Here is a 14,983-nt window from a genome sequence, read left to right as displayed (position 1 = left end):
TAATAGGGCTATAGAATGTCTTTTGCCTATGCAAGTGTCAACTGTATAAACTTCGATTTCACCAAGCCTCCGCAAGACAAAAGCAGAAACTTAGATTAAGAAACTGTTTTATAACAACTTTTCTTAAGATTGACATTATTTCACCTTGGTGTTTCCCACTATGCAATAAAAAGCATAAAAGTGATGATAAAAAACAAATACCCGTTACAATTAGCACTCATTCATAAAATTATTTAGGCCTGCCATGAAAATTACTGCGAACTGCGCTGTAACCATTACTTACCATCTATACAATAGCGATGATCAACTACTAGAAAGTGCTACCGGTGACGACAATGTTGCATACTTGCACGGTGCTGAAAACATGATCCCTGGTGTCGAGCAAGCATTAGAGGGAAAAACCGTAGGCGATAAGCTTTCAGTCACCGTTGAACCTGAAGATGGTTATGGCCCACTTAATGACGGCTTAATCCAGACCGTACCTATGGATGCTTTTGGCGAAGTGGAAGACATTGTTCCTGGCATGACCTTTATGGCACAAACTGAACACGGTCAATTGCCTGTACGTGTATTAGAAGTACAAGAAGATGGCGTAGTACTTGATGGTAACCACCCTTACGCTGGCCAAGTTTTAAAGTTTGATATTGAAGTGGTAAAAGTAGAACAAGCTTCAGAGCAAGACATTGCCCATGGCCATTTGCATGTTGATGGACAATGCGGTCATTAATATATGCTGATACAAAAAAAGCGACTAATAGTCGCTTTTTTTATCTCTATCGTATTGTAATTGTTAGCTGAATTTAATTAGTATAAAACTAATCCAGCTCGAATTTTTGATGGAAAAAAGGATATAACAATGAAAAAAATTATCACTGCCGCGGCTATCGCCCTGTCTTTTAACGCTGCAGCGGCTGGCGACTTTAAAAATGCTGACAAAGCCATTGATTACCGCCAGTCTTCTTTTAGCATGATGTACCACAACTTTGCCCACCTAGGTGCAATGATGAAAGGTAAGAAGGCTTGGAATGATGCTGAATTTGCAAAGCGCTCTGCCAACGTTGCGGCGCTATCCGCTATGGCTCTAGAAGGTTTTGCTGCCGGTACTGCGACTGGCTCTAAAGAAACAGCTGCACTACCAGCAATCTGGAGTGACAAAGCAGACTTCGAAGCTAAAATGAAAAACTTTGAAACCACGTCAGCCAAGCTTGCAGAAGTTGCTGCCACCAACCCTGGTAAAAAAGGCGTTGCCGCAGCATTTCAAGATGTCGCTAAAAACTGTAAAGCTTGTCATAAACCATACAAAGCGGACTAATTCGAGTTAAATTCGATAATAGTTACCAAGGCCGCTCAAAGCGGCCTTTTTTATTATGTGCTAGAGAAAACCATGGAATCGGATGTATCAATATCAAGAGTAAAGCAATTCCCTCTGCTAATGTGGATACTGCTATTTGGCGCATTTATTACTCGCGGCAGCTATTATATGGTGTGGCCGTTTTTGGCCGTGATCCTCTATGATAAGTTTCAACTTAGTGCCACTGAAGTCGGTGCTATCTTATCAGTCAGTGCGCTAGTTGCTGTGTTTACCAGCTTTATCGGCAGCGCCCTCTCTGATCGGCTTGGGCGTCGCCCATTAATGTACTTTACCGCAATCCTCTACATTATTTCATTCTGCCTATTAGCCGAAGCTGATACTGTGCTTAGTTATATTGTCATTATGACGCTATGCTCAATCTCGACTTCGTTATGGCGGCCATTAAGCTCAGCGGCGGTCGGCGATATCATTAGCGATAGCAAAACCCGTGAACTGGCCATGCAAAGCCTCTACTTTGCCGTTAATGTTGGCTGCGCTATCGGCCCACTTGTTGGCGTATGGTTTGGCATCACAGGTGAGCAATCTGGCTTTTATATTACCGCAGTGGCATTCGCGCTGTACTTAGGCTTACTAATGTGGGGCTTTAGTCAACCTGAAGGCAAGAATATTGGTGTCAGCCAGCTTTGCAAGGATTCTAGCAAACCTGTGATAAGCAAAAGCCAAATATTAAAAGTCCTATGGCAGGATAAATTGCTACAGTGCTTAATCATTGCAAATATTCTATGCATGTTTATCTATGCCCAAATGGATAGCTCACTAATCCAATATTTAAAACGATCTGGTGCGCCACAGGTACTAGAGTTGGTTGCCGCGATGATTTTTACCAATGCCCTAGTGATCATCAGTAGCCAATTTCTACTGCTAAAATTGATGGCGAGAATATCCTTGGTCAATCGTATTCAGGCCGGCTTATTTTTGCTATTAATTTCACAGGTTTGGTTCTTATTAAACCCAGTTGATGGCTTTAGTTTATGGATAGCAGCAGTGATAATTATGTCCCTTGCAGAAACCATTACCTTTCCAACCATGAATGTGCATCTCGATAGAATTGCACCTGATCACCTCCGTGGGGTGTATTTTGGTGCCTCAGCTTTCTATGAATTCGGCTTTGCCTTAGCACCTTTAGGGGGCGGCATCATTCTCGATTTATGGGGAGGCCCAGAGCTGTTTATGATTACTGCAATACTTTGTGCTGTGGTGATGGTCTTATACCGCCTGCTAGAAAGGCTTCCCAGGGGCAATTAAACAAAAGGGTATGGACAAATGTTCATACCCTTTTACTTTATTCAATACACTATCCCTAAACTCTATATTGCTAGCGCCTGCCTGCTTTGTTGCCACTTCAGTAGTGGCACAATGAGCAACATTAGAATAGCAGCGTAAAGCATACTTATTCCAAGTCCCCAGAACATCAATCCACAGAAAAAACAGCCCAAGGCAATCACAGGGCGATAACGACTATCCAACAACTTTAAAGCGGCCAGCATAGATGCCAAATAAATAACCGCAAACACACCATTAACCCAGTTAAGTAACTGCTCTAGATCTATTCCGGTAGTATTGGTTACCGCTAACACACAAGACATCACAACCAACAACAGTAATAATGCTGTAATTGGGGTGCCGTAGCGATTTTTACGGCGCAAAGGTTTGGGCAACACGCCGTCGTTGGCGAAGCTCCAAATTAATCTGGCTAGGCTGGCAGTGTAAACATTGACGGTTGCCAAGCCCCCTGCAATGCCAAGAGTGCCAATAATTAAATGTCCCCAGGCATAACTATCACCTAAATAAGGACTCAATAGTGCATCAAACGCGCCCACCATATGCAGTTCAGTCGTGCTAGGCACGCTAAGCACCATATAGGTACAAGCCATGTATATCAACCCAACTAATAACGTACCGATCATAATGGCTGGTACTAAATCCTTTTCAGGTCTTTTAAAATCCCCAGCTAAATGAGACATGGCCTCAATGCCAAGGAAACTCCAAAATGCTAGACCCGTTGCCGCTAAAATAGCGTTCATATTTGAATGCTGAACTATGGAAAGCTGCTCGCTTATGACTACTGGGGTAGAAACCGTTGCCACCAGCATGAGCACCACCACAGCGGTAATCGCAAAAGTCAGACTAAGCTGCAGCGCTGCAGATAACTGTATACCCCGGTAGTTTACTAGCAGAATAAAGCAGACAAATCCCAGCTGCACCCACAGTTCTTGCTCTTGGGGGAGATTAAAGATGGCATCAACAAATTGATAAGTCATGATAAGCGCAGCAGGTGCCCCCAATGGCACAATGCATAAAAAGATCATGCCGATGGTTCTGCCACTGATCACCCCAAACGCTTTTTCAACAAAATAAGCAGGCCCAGCGGCGTGGGGGTATTTTGCTGACAGCTTAGCAAACACCAGTGCCACAGGGAGTATGGTCACGGTCAATAACAACCAAGCCCACAGCGCCCATGCATTGGCACTCGCAACCGTCATTTGCGGCAAAATAAAGACACTGGTTCCTAATAAAGTGGTCGCCAGTAAACCCGCACCATGCCAGCGGCCTATTTTTCCATGGGGAATTATCATCACTTTTTCTTTTCAAGTTATTGCTAGCTAGCACTAAAAGGCTTGCTAATTTCTACGGTTAACAGTTACTTTTATATTTATCATCAAAGAGATCCAACAGCCATGAAAATCTAATATGTTATCAAAGACTTCATAGTGCTCATAATGGAGAGTCCATGCCCCATTCCTTGAAAGATTGTGTGATCCCAGTCTATCCAACCATCAAAGCTTTAGATGTGGATGGCCTCGCTGCTGGGGAACATAAATTTTGGTTTGCCATTGCCACTGACGCCATCGGTCACCCACAGACTTTACCCGTGTTAGTCTTTAAAGGTCAAAAACCAGGTAAGCGCTTGGTGATCACTGCTGCAATTCATGGCGATGAACAAAATGGCATATTAACCGCACAAACGCTGGCTAGAAGCATAAAAAGCAAAATACAAGCTGGCACAGTCACCATAGTACCTACGGTGAATTTATCGGGAATTGCTCGCCATTCTCGAGATTATCATAGTGCAGCTCCCGACAGTTCTTCGACCAATTTGAATCGCATATTCCCAGGTAATCCTCACGGCAGTGATGCTGAGCGTTTTGCCCATAGCCTATGGATCAATCTCATTCAGCCTAACGCTGATTTAGGTATAGATTTACATTCACAAACCTCAGGTTCAGCTTATCCTTTATATGCCTTCGCCAATTATCAGCTCGATGATTGTATTAACATGGCAAAGTTAGTGAACCCTGATGTGATTTTGGATGACCCAGGTGATCCTGGAATATTAGAAACCGTCTACAACCAAGCTGGGATCCCAGCTATTACTCTAGAAGTAGGTGTCGGACGTTACACTGATTCAACTATGGTGGCGCGGGCGGTTGAAGGTATCTTAAATATACTTAAGCACTATGGATTGATTGCTGGCTGCGCTCAATTAACTGAGCAAAAATTTATTGAAGGTAAACAAATTACCAGTGTGCGAGCCAATCAAGGGGGATTTGTTATTTGTCATGTCAATCTTCTACAAAAGGTGAGTAAAGGACAACACCTCGCCAGCCAATTTGACAGTTTTGGCGACATTGTTGAGGAATATTACAGCCCTACCTCAGCAACAGTGATCAGTCATAATGTCGAGTCAGTAAGAGCCCCCGGCTCCCTTATTGTTCGATTGCTAAAATAACATTTAACAATAGACAGGATACAGCATTCTGTATTCTGTCTCGAACAAAGCAACCCCTTTACTTTAGCTTTCTTCGTTTATAAGCAATCCATGCGTAAATACTCACAAGAAAAGGAAATGTCATCACTGAAAAGTAGGTGATGATCATCAGTATCAGGTAGGCAGTGTCATTAGCTGATTTTTCTTCTTCGGTTAATCCAGCCATGACCTTAAATACCACATGTTCTAAATTTAATGCGGTTAAACTGGAAACAATTAAAGTTAATGGTAATAAGGTAGCAACAAGCACAGTTGTGCCAGATAATTTAGCACTGTTAATGAGGTACTTTAGCAATAGCGCTACTCTCCAGGTGGCCACAACCGCTAAAAACCATACATTAGCAGTTTGAGCCGCGCCTAAAGACATAAACCTTTCAACTGGAACGGCATACAAAATTGCAGGCGGTGCAGTAAGCGAAACAAATAGCAGCACATTTTTATAACGCCAATTGGCTGGCTTTAATGGCATCACGACTAACCATAGGATTAGTGCCATGATAAAAATATAAGCAACAGAGCCTAAACCTAGATACTGCCAAAGTTCGGCTCTTGGGTTATCCCAATATCGACCAATACCACAAAGCCAAGTAAAGCCTATCCCAAATGCTAAATAGTAGTTAAACAGCGACAGGTCTGGCTTAAAACGCCTAAAAGTCAGAAGTTGCCACTCATCAGCTAAAATCCTTTTTAATATTCTCAAGTTTATTTCCTTATGTTAATGACGCTTAAAGCCTATTAAGACCCCTTCAAAAATCTGTCATCATTCTTCATGAAATCAGCAGCCCACTAACCACCAAACAGTTTTCTAAACCAGCTACCTGCTTTCATATCACAATCATCGGATGGCAAATAGGCTTCCGCTAAAGCTGGATAAGCCACTGTATTTCGACAGTCTTTATCCATAGCTTGGCCATTTGTGGGGTCAAAATGACCCTCAATAACTGTGTCTGGTACCGCAAGAAGTAATGACATCGGTGCTCGACGTTGTAAAAAGTCCTGATAAATAGTCATCGCGCCTGAACTTCCAAACAGTGAGGTAGTGTCATTATCATCTCTACCGACCCAGATTGCTGCGACGTTTCTCTCGTCGTAACCAACAAACCAGGAATCTCGACTGTCATTAGAGGTACCTGTTTTTCCGGCTAATACCGCATAGGGTTGAGACCGCCCCAATCTTTGAGCTGTCCCTCTTTCAACGACTTGATGCAAGGCCTGTTCAACTAAATAGTTCGCCCCCTCCAAGAAAATTTGATTAGGATTATCACGGCTCACTTCCAATAAATTATCATCATTATCTAATACCGCCACCACTGAGCGTAATTGCTGATAAACACCTTTATTAGCAATGGTATGATACATTTGTGCCACCATCAGTGGGCTACCATTGACTGCTCCAAGCAAAATAGCCGGCACTTCTTCTAATTGCTCGTTCCAGCCCGCTTGTTTTAAAGTTGCAATAACCGTATCTAACCCCAGCTCCATACCTAAATTAACCGTAGGTAGATTCATCGAAGTGACAAGGCCTTCTTGTAAGGGCATTACCCCACCAAATGATTCATCATAATTCTTTGGCGCCCATATTTGACCCTTGGGCCCTACAAATTCCAGAGGGTTGTTTGCCAATGGCGTAGACAGGTTATATTGCGCCGGTTTGGACAAGGCCGTTAAATAAATAAAGGGTTTAACTAAGGAGCCGATCGGGCGGCGAATATCGAGTGCACGGTTAAAACCGGCATAATCGACATCCTTATCACCAACCATAGCTGCTATACCGTTCTGGTATTTATCGGTTACCACCATGCCAATTTGTAAATTGTTGTTTTTGGTGCGCTTGGCCAGTTGTCGCATCTGCTCAACTACCGCCGCTTCAGCATGGTGCTGAGCAAGCGGATCTAGACTGGTATACACCTTGAGGCCTGAAGATTGCGCTAAACGACCGCCATAGCGCTGCTTTAATTCACGTTGTACATGTGAGAAAAAAGCAGGTAATTGTTGTCTTGCTAATTTCTTACTCTTTCTCAGCCCCATGCTACTTTCAATCGCTTGGATATACTGCTGCTTACCAATCGCTTTAGCTTGGTACATAATTTTGAGCACAAGATCCCTACGCTCTCTGGCTCTTTGTGGGTAGCGCCAAGGGTTGTAATAGCTTGGTCCCTTAATAATGGCAATTAAAAGGGCTTGTTGTGAAAGTGTCAATTCTGGTAGCGGACGACCAAAATAATGTTGTGCGGCGAGTCCCATGCCATGCACACCGCGGGCTTTGTCTTGCCCCATGTAAAGTTCATTTAAATAAGCTTCTAGAATCTCAGTCTTTGAGTATCTGGCATCAATAATTAAAGACATAAAAGCTTCACGGGCCTTACGCCACAATGATCGCTCTGAAGTTAAAAAGAAGTTCTTTGCCAACTGCTGAGTAATTGTAGAGCCACCTTGGACAGCTCGACCAGCATTAACATTAACCCATAACGCCCTTATAATCGCCATCGGGTTGACTCCCCAGTGATCATAGAAACTTCTATCTTCAACCAGAATTAATGCTTCTTGTAACGTTTTGGGGATTTGCGCCATTGGAACAAAGACTCGGTCTTCTGTGCCGGCGGTGATCATTCGATCAAGCAGCATTGGCTCTAAATAATTTATTGCCATCTCTCGCCCATCACTGTGGCGACTTACGCGCTCAACACCATAGTTACCAAAGCTCACCATAAAGCGGTTTTCCGACATCCAGCCATCGGGATGTAAAAAGCCTCTGCGCCAAACATCAACTCTACTCGCTGAAGCTGAAAATTCGCCGACTTGACTTGGATTGGCTACTTTGCGGTAACCGAGTAATTTCAACTCTTCAATCACTTGACCAATACTGACCGCGGCGTCAGGAAATAGCGGCAAAGCCCTGCCAAATACTTGAGCCGGTAAATGCCATTTTTGACCTTCAAATTTTTTCGCTATTTGGCCGTCTAAGTAAATTGCCCACAAAAATAAACCAGCAAAAATGATAATGCTGATTTTAAACAAAAAACCCAAAATTCGGCTTTTGAACGATTTTTTTGGTGCTGTTATTGGTGCTTTCTTCTTTATCGGTGGGCGCTTATATGCCATTTATTTGCGACCTTTTGGTTGATATTGGTAGTGTTGGGGATCATCCGGCCAAGGGTGCTTAGGATAACGACCTTTCATTTGTTTTTGCACTTCCAAGTATGGACCCTGCCAAAAATTGGCAAGATCCGCTGTGATTGCGAGTGGCCTTCGAGCTGGAGATAACAGTTCTAAGGTCACTTTAATTTTACCATCAGCTATGGTTGGTGATGTGCTACAACCATACATTTCTTGCATACGCACTGATAGCATGACTCCTTGGTCTCGAGAGTAATCTAACTCAGCTTGACGACCACTGACCAAAGTGAGCGTTTTTGGCAAAGTAACCGCTAACCATTGCTGCTGTTGCCAATCCAACTGATTCATCAAAATATCATATAAATCAAGCTGCTGAACCTGAGACCAACGATTAATATCGGTACGGTAGTTGTCAATATAAGCGACAATCATGGCACTAATATTAGCGTCATCCATTGCTGGAATTTTTTGCTGTGGATATAAATTAGCGGCCTTAGCTAGCCTGTGCTTTAAGGCGGTAGCTACCTTAGACCAGTTAAGCTCATTAATGCCACCTTTTGTTAAGCGCTGGGCGATGGCTGGTAACACCAATTCTGGTGGACAGTTTTGAGCGGCCTGCTGTTTAAACACAATGGCGCCTAATTTGGTCACCTGTTTGGCACTGAATTTATCTTTCCCTGTTTGCCAACCGAACTCGTAGCCCTCAATAAATTGCGACCCAAGGTATTGCTCTAGTTGGGTTTCGCTAATTTGAGCGACTAAGCGCATCATGGCACTCGAGTGACCTTCTAATTCTTGTAAGTTGGCGCAATAAAGATATGGCTGACCAGATAAGGCATCACCTTCGCTTAATTTAGCCCCAAACCCTTTCGCCAATAAGTATTCCCCTGATTGACGCATTTTCGCGACAAATAGTGGATCACTGCAAGCTAACAACACACCACTGAATCCGCTAACGGCTTGAGTTTGCTGACACTGAGTGTGTTTAAACCAGTGCTTGGCCCGAGTTCGCCATTGCTCAACCTTGTGATACTGGCTGACTAAAGTTTCAATATCGCTCGTATTAAAGCTTTTGGCGAGATGGGACTCTTCTAAAATGGCAACCAAAATACAGGCCAGTGCCAGAGTACCAGGACTGTCTGCTTCAAGTAATCGACCATGGGTTAAAATACTGGCATGTTCAGCGCGTACCCTAAGGGCGCTGGCCTGCTGACCGAGTTTGGTTAATCCTGATTCATCGGTTAATTGCAGCGACTGTAACCTTTGCCAAGCAATGTTCTGATGCGCCAATGGTGGCTGCTCGGGTAAATTCATATTAGCAAAATTTGCTACGCCCCATCGACTCAGCTCAAAAGCGACATCCGTTAAACTACTGCGGTGAATCTCAGCTAATTCGTGGTCCCTTAATCCCTGTTGTTCGGTTTCAGACCATAACCTGATACAGTGGCCTGCAGACAAACGTCCTGCTCGGCCCGCCCTCTGGGTCGCAGAAGCCTTAGAGATTTTAGCGAGAATGAGTTTATCCAAACCGGTTCGCGGGTTAAATTGATTGCGCCTAACTAAGCCGGCATCAATCACTACCTTAATACCATCAATGGTTAAGGAGGATTCGGCAATATTAGTCGTTAACACCACCTTACGTTTACCTGAAGGTGCCGCCTGGATAGCCAGTTGCTGAGCCCTTGGCGACAAGTTGCCATATAAAGGCGCGACAATAGTGTTGCTATCTAGCTGGGGTTGAAGTTCTTCAGCAATGCGTTTAATTTCACCTTGGCCGGGTAAAAATACCAACAGTGAACCTTGAAACCGATGTAATGCCACGAGTATTTGTTTAAGGCAGTGGTTAAGCATGGTTTGCTGTTTTGGCACGGGCGCATATTCAATGTCGACCGGATAACTGCGACCCTCACTGACCAGCATAGGCGCATCATCCAATAGCTCAGTAATGCTTTGCTTTTCTAGGGTGGCTGATACCAGCAACATTTTTAAATCTTCCCTAAAGCCAAGCTGCACATCTTGCACTAGGGCTAGGCCTAAATCTGTGGCAATATGCCTTTCATGGAATTCATCAAAAATCACCATATCGATGCCCGTTAATTCAGGATCACTTTGAATCATTTGAGTGAGTACCCCTTCGGTAACAATTTCCAAACGGGTTGCGTTAGAAACTTTAGACTCCCCTTTAATACGATAACCAACTTGTTGGCCAACAGCTTCACCCAGCTCACCGGCTAAGTACAAGGCTAAATTTTTAGCTGCGATACGTCTTGGCTCAAGCATAATAATTTTGCCTGTAACGACTCTCTCAATGACTAACATTAAAGGCAGCGCAGTTGATTTACCTGCACCGGTAGGGGCTTGAATCAAGATTTGGTTATGGCTTGATAACGCTTGTTTTAGCGGTTCAAAAATTTCGGTGATGGGTAAATCGGTCACAATACAATACAAATTAAAGTAGATTAGCCCTAGTCTAACAGATGAATTAATAATTTTAACTTTGAACATTTTTGAGCTTATGGCAGGCTATCGCATCTTGTTGCTAACCACGAGATAACATGAATTACCAGCCGCCATTAGTTCCTGCCATATTAATTAAGCGATATAAACGTTTTCTAGCTGATGTACGCTTTAGTGATGGTTCGCAAGCCACCATTCACTGCCCCAATACCGGTGCAATGACTAATTGTTTATTTGCGGGTGAAACCATTTGGTGTAGCCCCAGTAATAATCCACAGCGTAAAACTAAATTTACTTGGCAGCTTACCCGTACCCCCCATCAAGATTGGATTAGCGTTAACTCGCAATTTGCCAATCAATTAGCGATAGAAGCTATCCAAAATGGTGTTGCTAAAGAGCTGCAAGGCTATGAGAACCTTAAAACTGAAGTCAGATATGGTGAAGAGAATTCAAGAATTGATATTTTGCTCAGTTCCGATTCAGGAAAAAATTGTTTCGTAGAAGTTAAAAGCGTTACCTTACTTAGGGAGCAGGGCCAAGGCTGGTTCCCAGATGCAGTATCTACACGCGCTCAAAAACACATCAGAGAGCTCATAAATATCGTCCAACAAGGGCACCGTGGCGTATTAATGTTCGTAGCCCAACATACAGGTATTGACATTGTTAGTGTGGCAGTAGATATTGACCCTGCGTATGGGCAATTACTCAAACAAGCTCTGGATGCTGGCGTCGAAGTTTTAGCTTATGGCTGCAGCATCACTGAAAACGCCATCACAATTAATAAAAAAGTTGATTTTAATTGTGATAACTTACTGTAAATATGGATATTTTTTATTCTGCGCAAAATAATGCCAAATATTTTTTGGTTAATGTTTGATAAAAGCGCTTTTATGCTGTATAAGTAGCGCCCAATTTCAATCGTCTCGATGAAGTGCAGAGATTTTATAGGAGAACTATGATGCCAGCAGGCAATAAAAGATTAGGCGTAATGGCCATTGCCGGTGTCGATCCTTACCAAGAGAAATCTGGTGAGGAATACATGAACGAAGCACAGCTCGCACATTTTCGTAAAATTTTAGAAGCTTGGCGAGTGCAGCTGCGTGAAGAAGTAGATCGCACCCTTAGCCACATGCAAGATGAAGCTGCGAATTTCCCAGATCCGGTAGATCGCGCTGCTCAAGAAGAAGAATTCAGCTTAGAGCTTCGTACCCGTGATCGTGAGCGTAAGTTAATTAAAAAGATTGAAAAAACCTTGAAGCTTATCGATGAAGATGAGTTTGGTTTTTGCGACACTTGTGGTATCGAAATCGGTATTCGCCGCTTAGAAGCTCGTCCAACGGCTGATCAATGTATCGATTGCAAAACCCTTGCTGAAATCAAAGAAAAGCAAATGGCTGGCTAACAGCACAAAAGGGGCTACGGCCCCTTTTTTGATGATATGACCCAAAAATACATTGGCCGCTTCGCGCCATCACCATCAGGTCCTTTGCATTTTGGCTCTGTTGTGGCAGCTTTAGGAAGCTACCTTAGAGCAAAGTCTTTAAATGGCAAATGGCTACTTCGTATTGAAGATATTGATCCTCCCCGCGAACCAGAAGGTGCCGCTGAGCAAATTATTAGAGAGCTAGATCGCTTAGGTTTACATTGGGATGGTGAGGTATATTATCAATCTCAAGCCAGTGAACGTTATCTGGCAACTTTAGATTCATTACTGCAAAAAAATTTAGCCTATCGCTGTAATTGCTCGCGCAAGCGCATCAATGCCCTTGGTGGCATTTATGATGGCCACTGTCGTAACATGCAACTTAACGATGATAATAAGGCCATTCGTTTAGTAAACCCAGGCAGTGATGGCAGATTTTATGATCAACTTTTAGGTGTTCAGCAAGTTGATCCTCAAAAAGCTTCGGAAGACTTTTTAATTCACCGTCGAGATAATTTATTTGCATACCAACTTGCTGTTGTGTGTGATGATATACATCAAGGCATTACAGAAATTGTTAGGGGAAGTGACATACTCGCGGTAACTCCATGGCAAATGGCACTTTATCAACAACTTGGACAAAACATTCCACAGTATTTACATTTACCTTTGGCGGTAATGGCAGATGGACGTAAACTTTCAAAACAGAATCATGCCAAAGCAACCTATCATTTGGATGCATCAGAAATTATTGCTAACGCCTTGGCCTTTTTAGGTCAGCCATTACCGGTTGAAATGGAAAAAGCCCCGACACAGGAGCAATTAAACTATGCCCTAGCGCACTTTTCCATCAAAAATATTCCAACATCTAACCAGCTTCATCACGTAAACTGACTAAAGGATATTCATTTTATCTAAGGTGTTATATCATTACGCGGTTCTTTACTCCATGGTTGTTAAATTTCGAGGTGCCCCATTTTCAACCGTATTAAAAATATTTATAACAAGTGGTTTACGACTGATGAAAATCAGCAGACCACTGAAAACGGCCTAAGCTTACAAGTCCTAAGTCGCGACCAACATGAAATCAGTCGCAAGGACATCAGCCCTAATGCCATTAAAGTTTTATACCGTTTGCACAAGGCTGGCTACAAGGCTTACCTAGTGGGCGGAGGTGTGCGCGATTTATTATTAGGCCTTGCTCCAAAAGACTTTGATATCGCCACCAATGCAACCCCAGAACAAATTAAGCGTTTATTTAGAAATTGCCGCCTAGTTGGCCGCAGATTCCGCCTTGCGCACATTTTATTTGGCCGTGAAGTCATCGAAGTTGCTACCTTACGTGGCCACCACAGTGATGGCGATAATAAAACCGCTAAAGCTAATAATTCTGGTCGTCTGCTTCGTGATAATGTCTACGGCACCATCGATCAGGATGCTGAGCGTCGTGATTTTACGGTTAACGCATTGTACTATGACATCAGCGATTTTAGCGTTCGCAGTTATGGCGGTGGCCTCAAGGACCTCCAATCACGCACTTTACGCCTGATTGGCGATCCTGAGCAGCGCTATAAAGAAGATCCTGTGCGCATGCTCAGAGCAGTGCGTTTCGCCACTAAGTTGGGCATGACCATCGATGCTGCGACCTTAGCACCAATTAAAAAATTAAGCCCATTATTAAGTGATATTCCTGCTGCACGTTTGCATGAAGAAGTGTTAAAACTGTTTTTCCATGGTCACGCGAACAGCAACCTTGATATGCTGCATCAGTTAGGATTATTCAAATCATTGATGCCTGTCATCGATGGTGCGATTGCTGAAAACAAAAATCATATTACTGCGCGCATGACTTATAAGGTGATGCAAGCGACAGATGATCGTATCAATGCGGATAAAAGTGTTACCACTGCATTTTTCTATGCTGCGCTATTTTGGTACCCATTAACAAGACGCGCGGAAGATATCAGTAATGAATCCGGTCTGTCTCGCTATGATGCTTACTTGGCGGCCATGGGTGATGTGTTAGAGCAACAATGTCGCTGTGTTGCCGTTCCAAGAAGACACACTGCACTCACCAAAGACATTTGGCAATTGCAATTACGCCTTGAGCGCAGTACTAACGGCAGAGCCTTTAAACTGTTTGAATTACCAAAGTTCCGAGCCGCTTATGACTTGTTGTTAATGCGTGCTGAACTTGAAGGTGAACGCACCCAAACCCTAGCCAACTGGTGGAGAGAGTTTGTGGATGGCGATGAAAATAGTCGTAAAGCACTCATTAAGCGTAGCGATAAAGGCAGTAAACCACGCCGTCGTCGTCCTCGCCGTAACACCAAACCTAAATTGAGCAAGCAAGGGTGATTTGCTATTTAGCACTAGGGGCCAATCTAGACGCCCCTATTGAGCAATTAAATAATGCGGTTGCCGCATTAACCCAAGCCCCCGCAATACAAGTATTGCATGTTTCTTCATGGGTGACTTCTGAAGCTATGGGTGAAGTTGCGCAACCGGATTACGTCAATGGCGTAGTCGCGATTGAAACCGATTTAGCACCTTTAGCATTATTGGATTTAACCCAGAGCATTGAAAATGCCCAAGGAAGAACCCGCGAGGTGCGCTGGGGTCCTAGAACCCTAGATATAGATATTTTATTGATGGGCGATCTTTGCATGGAATCTGAGCGCTTAACTTTGCCCCACTATGGCATGAAACAGCGTAATTTCGTGTTAGAGCCTTTGGCTCAAATTGCCCCACAACTACTCCTTCCATGTGGCACAGGGGTACAAACCCTAGTTGATGCTCTTGGAACACCTGCTTTACATCGACTTAATTAAATTAGAGTTATTCA

The 14,983-nt window shown here is 43.5% G+C and carries 13 protein-coding genes; 9 read left to right on the top strand and 4 right to left on the bottom strand.

All coding sequences use genetic code 11. The annotated features are described in order from the left end of the window. Positions 1 to 244: 244 nt before the first annotated feature. From GFB48_RS13780 to GFB48_RS13770, 3 genes are all read left to right on the top strand, one after another. Positions 245 to 727, top strand: a complete 483-nt coding sequence (locus GFB48_RS13780) for a peptidylprolyl isomerase (RefSeq protein WP_163936900.1) — start codon at positions 245 to 247, stop codon at positions 725 to 727. A 129-nt stretch (positions 728 to 856) separates the two neighbouring features. Continuing rightward, a complete protein-coding gene (locus GFB48_RS13775) occupies positions 857 to 1,312 on the top strand; it encodes a cytochrome c (protein WP_163936897.1) in 456 nt (151 codons plus the stop codon). A 72-nt stretch (positions 1,313 to 1,384) separates the two neighbouring features. Continuing rightward, positions 1,385 to 2,617 (top strand): MFS transporter, encoded by a 1,233-nt coding sequence (locus tag GFB48_RS13770; protein ID WP_163936894.1) that lies wholly within the window; start codon positions 1,385 to 1,387, stop codon positions 2,615 to 2,617. A gap of 62 nt (positions 2,618 to 2,679) precedes the next feature. Here GFB48_RS13770 and yjeH read toward each other — a convergent pair whose 3' ends face one another. After that, positions 2,680 to 3,948, bottom strand: coding sequence for an L-methionine/branched-chain amino acid transporter (gene yjeH, locus GFB48_RS13765; protein WP_163936892.1), 1,269 nt, complete (start codon positions 3,946 to 3,948; stop codon positions 2,680 to 2,682). A gap of 155 nt (positions 3,949 to 4,103) precedes the next feature. Here yjeH and GFB48_RS13760 point away from each other — a divergent pair, with 155 nt between their 5' ends. Continuing rightward, entirely contained in the window at positions 4,104 to 5,102 is a 999-nt protein-coding gene (locus GFB48_RS13760) for a succinylglutamate desuccinylase/aspartoacylase family protein (protein ID WP_163936889.1), read from the top strand. A 58-nt stretch (positions 5,103 to 5,160) separates the two neighbouring features. On the opposite strand, the gene GFB48_RS13755 is transcribed toward GFB48_RS13760, so the two are convergent. The 3 genes from GFB48_RS13755 to hrpB all read right to left on the bottom strand — a co-directional run bounded on the left by GFB48_RS13755 (position 5,161) and on the right by hrpB (position 10,763). After that, positions 5,161 to 5,841: a hypothetical protein gene (locus GFB48_RS13755; RefSeq protein ID WP_163936886.1), complete on the bottom strand. Its 681-nt coding sequence runs from the start codon at positions 5,839 to 5,841 to the stop codon at positions 5,161 to 5,163. 86 nt (positions 5,842 to 5,927) lie between these two features. After that, positions 5,928 to 8,243 carry a penicillin-binding protein 1B gene (mrcB, locus tag GFB48_RS13750; protein WP_163936883.1) on the bottom strand — a complete coding sequence of 772 codons (2,316 nt, stop codon included), beginning with the start codon at positions 8,241 to 8,243 and terminating at the stop codon, positions 5,928 to 5,930. Further along, positions 8,244 to 10,763 carry an ATP-dependent helicase HrpB gene (gene hrpB, locus GFB48_RS13745; protein ID WP_163936879.1) on the bottom strand — a complete coding sequence of 840 codons (2,520 nt, stop codon included), beginning with the start codon at positions 10,761 to 10,763 and terminating at the stop codon, positions 8,244 to 8,246. It lies immediately after the preceding gene. Between the two features lie 50 nt (positions 10,764 to 10,813). Here hrpB and sfsA point away from each other — a divergent pair, with 50 nt between their 5' ends. The 5 genes from sfsA to folK all read left to right on the top strand — a co-directional run bounded on the left by sfsA (position 10,814) and on the right by folK (position 14,969). Further along, positions 10,814 to 11,533 (top strand): DNA/RNA nuclease SfsA, encoded by a 720-nt coding sequence (gene sfsA / locus GFB48_RS13740; RefSeq protein WP_163936877.1) that lies wholly within the window; start codon positions 10,814 to 10,816, stop codon positions 11,531 to 11,533. 140 nt (positions 11,534 to 11,673) lie between these two features. After that, a complete protein-coding gene (dksA, locus tag GFB48_RS13735; protein WP_163936981.1) occupies positions 11,674 to 12,117 on the top strand; it encodes an RNA polymerase-binding protein DksA in 444 nt (147 codons plus the stop codon). A gap of 36 nt (positions 12,118 to 12,153) precedes the next feature. Further along, entirely contained in the window at positions 12,154 to 13,032 is an 879-nt protein-coding gene (gene gluQRS, locus GFB48_RS13730; protein WP_163936874.1) for a tRNA glutamyl-Q(34) synthetase GluQRS, read from the top strand. A 207-nt stretch (positions 13,033 to 13,239) separates the two neighbouring features. After that, the gene (pcnB, locus tag GFB48_RS13725) at positions 13,240 to 14,496 is read left to right on the top strand and encodes a polynucleotide adenylyltransferase PcnB (protein ID WP_240464881.1); all 1,257 of its coding nucleotides are present in this window, start codon (positions 13,240 to 13,242) and stop codon (positions 14,494 to 14,496) included. After that, entirely contained in the window at positions 14,493 to 14,969 is a 477-nt protein-coding gene (folK, locus tag GFB48_RS13720; protein ID WP_240464879.1) for a 2-amino-4-hydroxy-6-hydroxymethyldihydropteridine diphosphokinase, read from the top strand. The genes pcnB and folK overlap by 4 nt, the downstream gene beginning before the upstream one ends. Positions 14,970 to 14,983 lie beyond the last annotated feature (14 nt).

Origin of the sequence: Paraferrimonas sp. SM1919 (assembly GCF_010993985.1) — a bacterium.
Classification (GTDB): Bacteria; Pseudomonadota; Gammaproteobacteria; order Enterobacterales; family Shewanellaceae; genus SM1919.
The sequence above is the reverse complement of the archived record's forward strand: the minus strand, read 5'-3'. Positions and strand labels throughout refer to the sequence as shown.

Bases quoted from the DNA above. Each gene is read 5' to 3' on its own strand.
- GFB48_RS13780 (WP_163936900.1), top strand. From the start codon at position 245: ATGAAAATTACTGCGAACTGCGCTGTAACCATTACTTACCATCTATAC.
- GFB48_RS13775 (WP_163936897.1), top strand. From the start codon at position 857: ATGAAAAAAATTATCACTGCCGCGGCTATCGCCCTGTCTTTTAACGCT.
- GFB48_RS13770 (WP_163936894.1), top strand. From the start codon at position 1,385: ATGGAATCGGATGTATCAATATCAAGAGTAAAGCAATTCCCTCTGCTA.
- yjeH (WP_163936892.1), bottom strand. From the start codon at position 3,948: ATGATAATTCCCCATGGAAAAATAGGCCGCTGGCATGGTGCGGGTTTA.
- GFB48_RS13760 (WP_163936889.1), top strand. From the start codon at position 4,104: ATGCCCCATTCCTTGAAAGATTGTGTGATCCCAGTCTATCCAACCATC.
- mrcB (WP_163936883.1), bottom strand. From the start codon at position 8,243: ATGGCATATAAGCGCCCACCGATAAAGAAGAAAGCACCAATAACAGCA.
- hrpB (WP_163936879.1), bottom strand. From the start codon at position 10,763: ATGTTCAAAGTTAAAATTATTAATTCATCTGTTAGACTAGGGCTAATC.
- sfsA (WP_163936877.1), top strand. From the start codon at position 10,814: ATGAATTACCAGCCGCCATTAGTTCCTGCCATATTAATTAAGCGATAT.
- dksA (WP_163936981.1), top strand. From the start codon at position 11,674: ATGCCAGCAGGCAATAAAAGATTAGGCGTAATGGCCATTGCCGGTGTC.
- gluQRS (WP_163936874.1), top strand. From the start codon at position 12,154: ATGACCCAAAAATACATTGGCCGCTTCGCGCCATCACCATCAGGTCCT.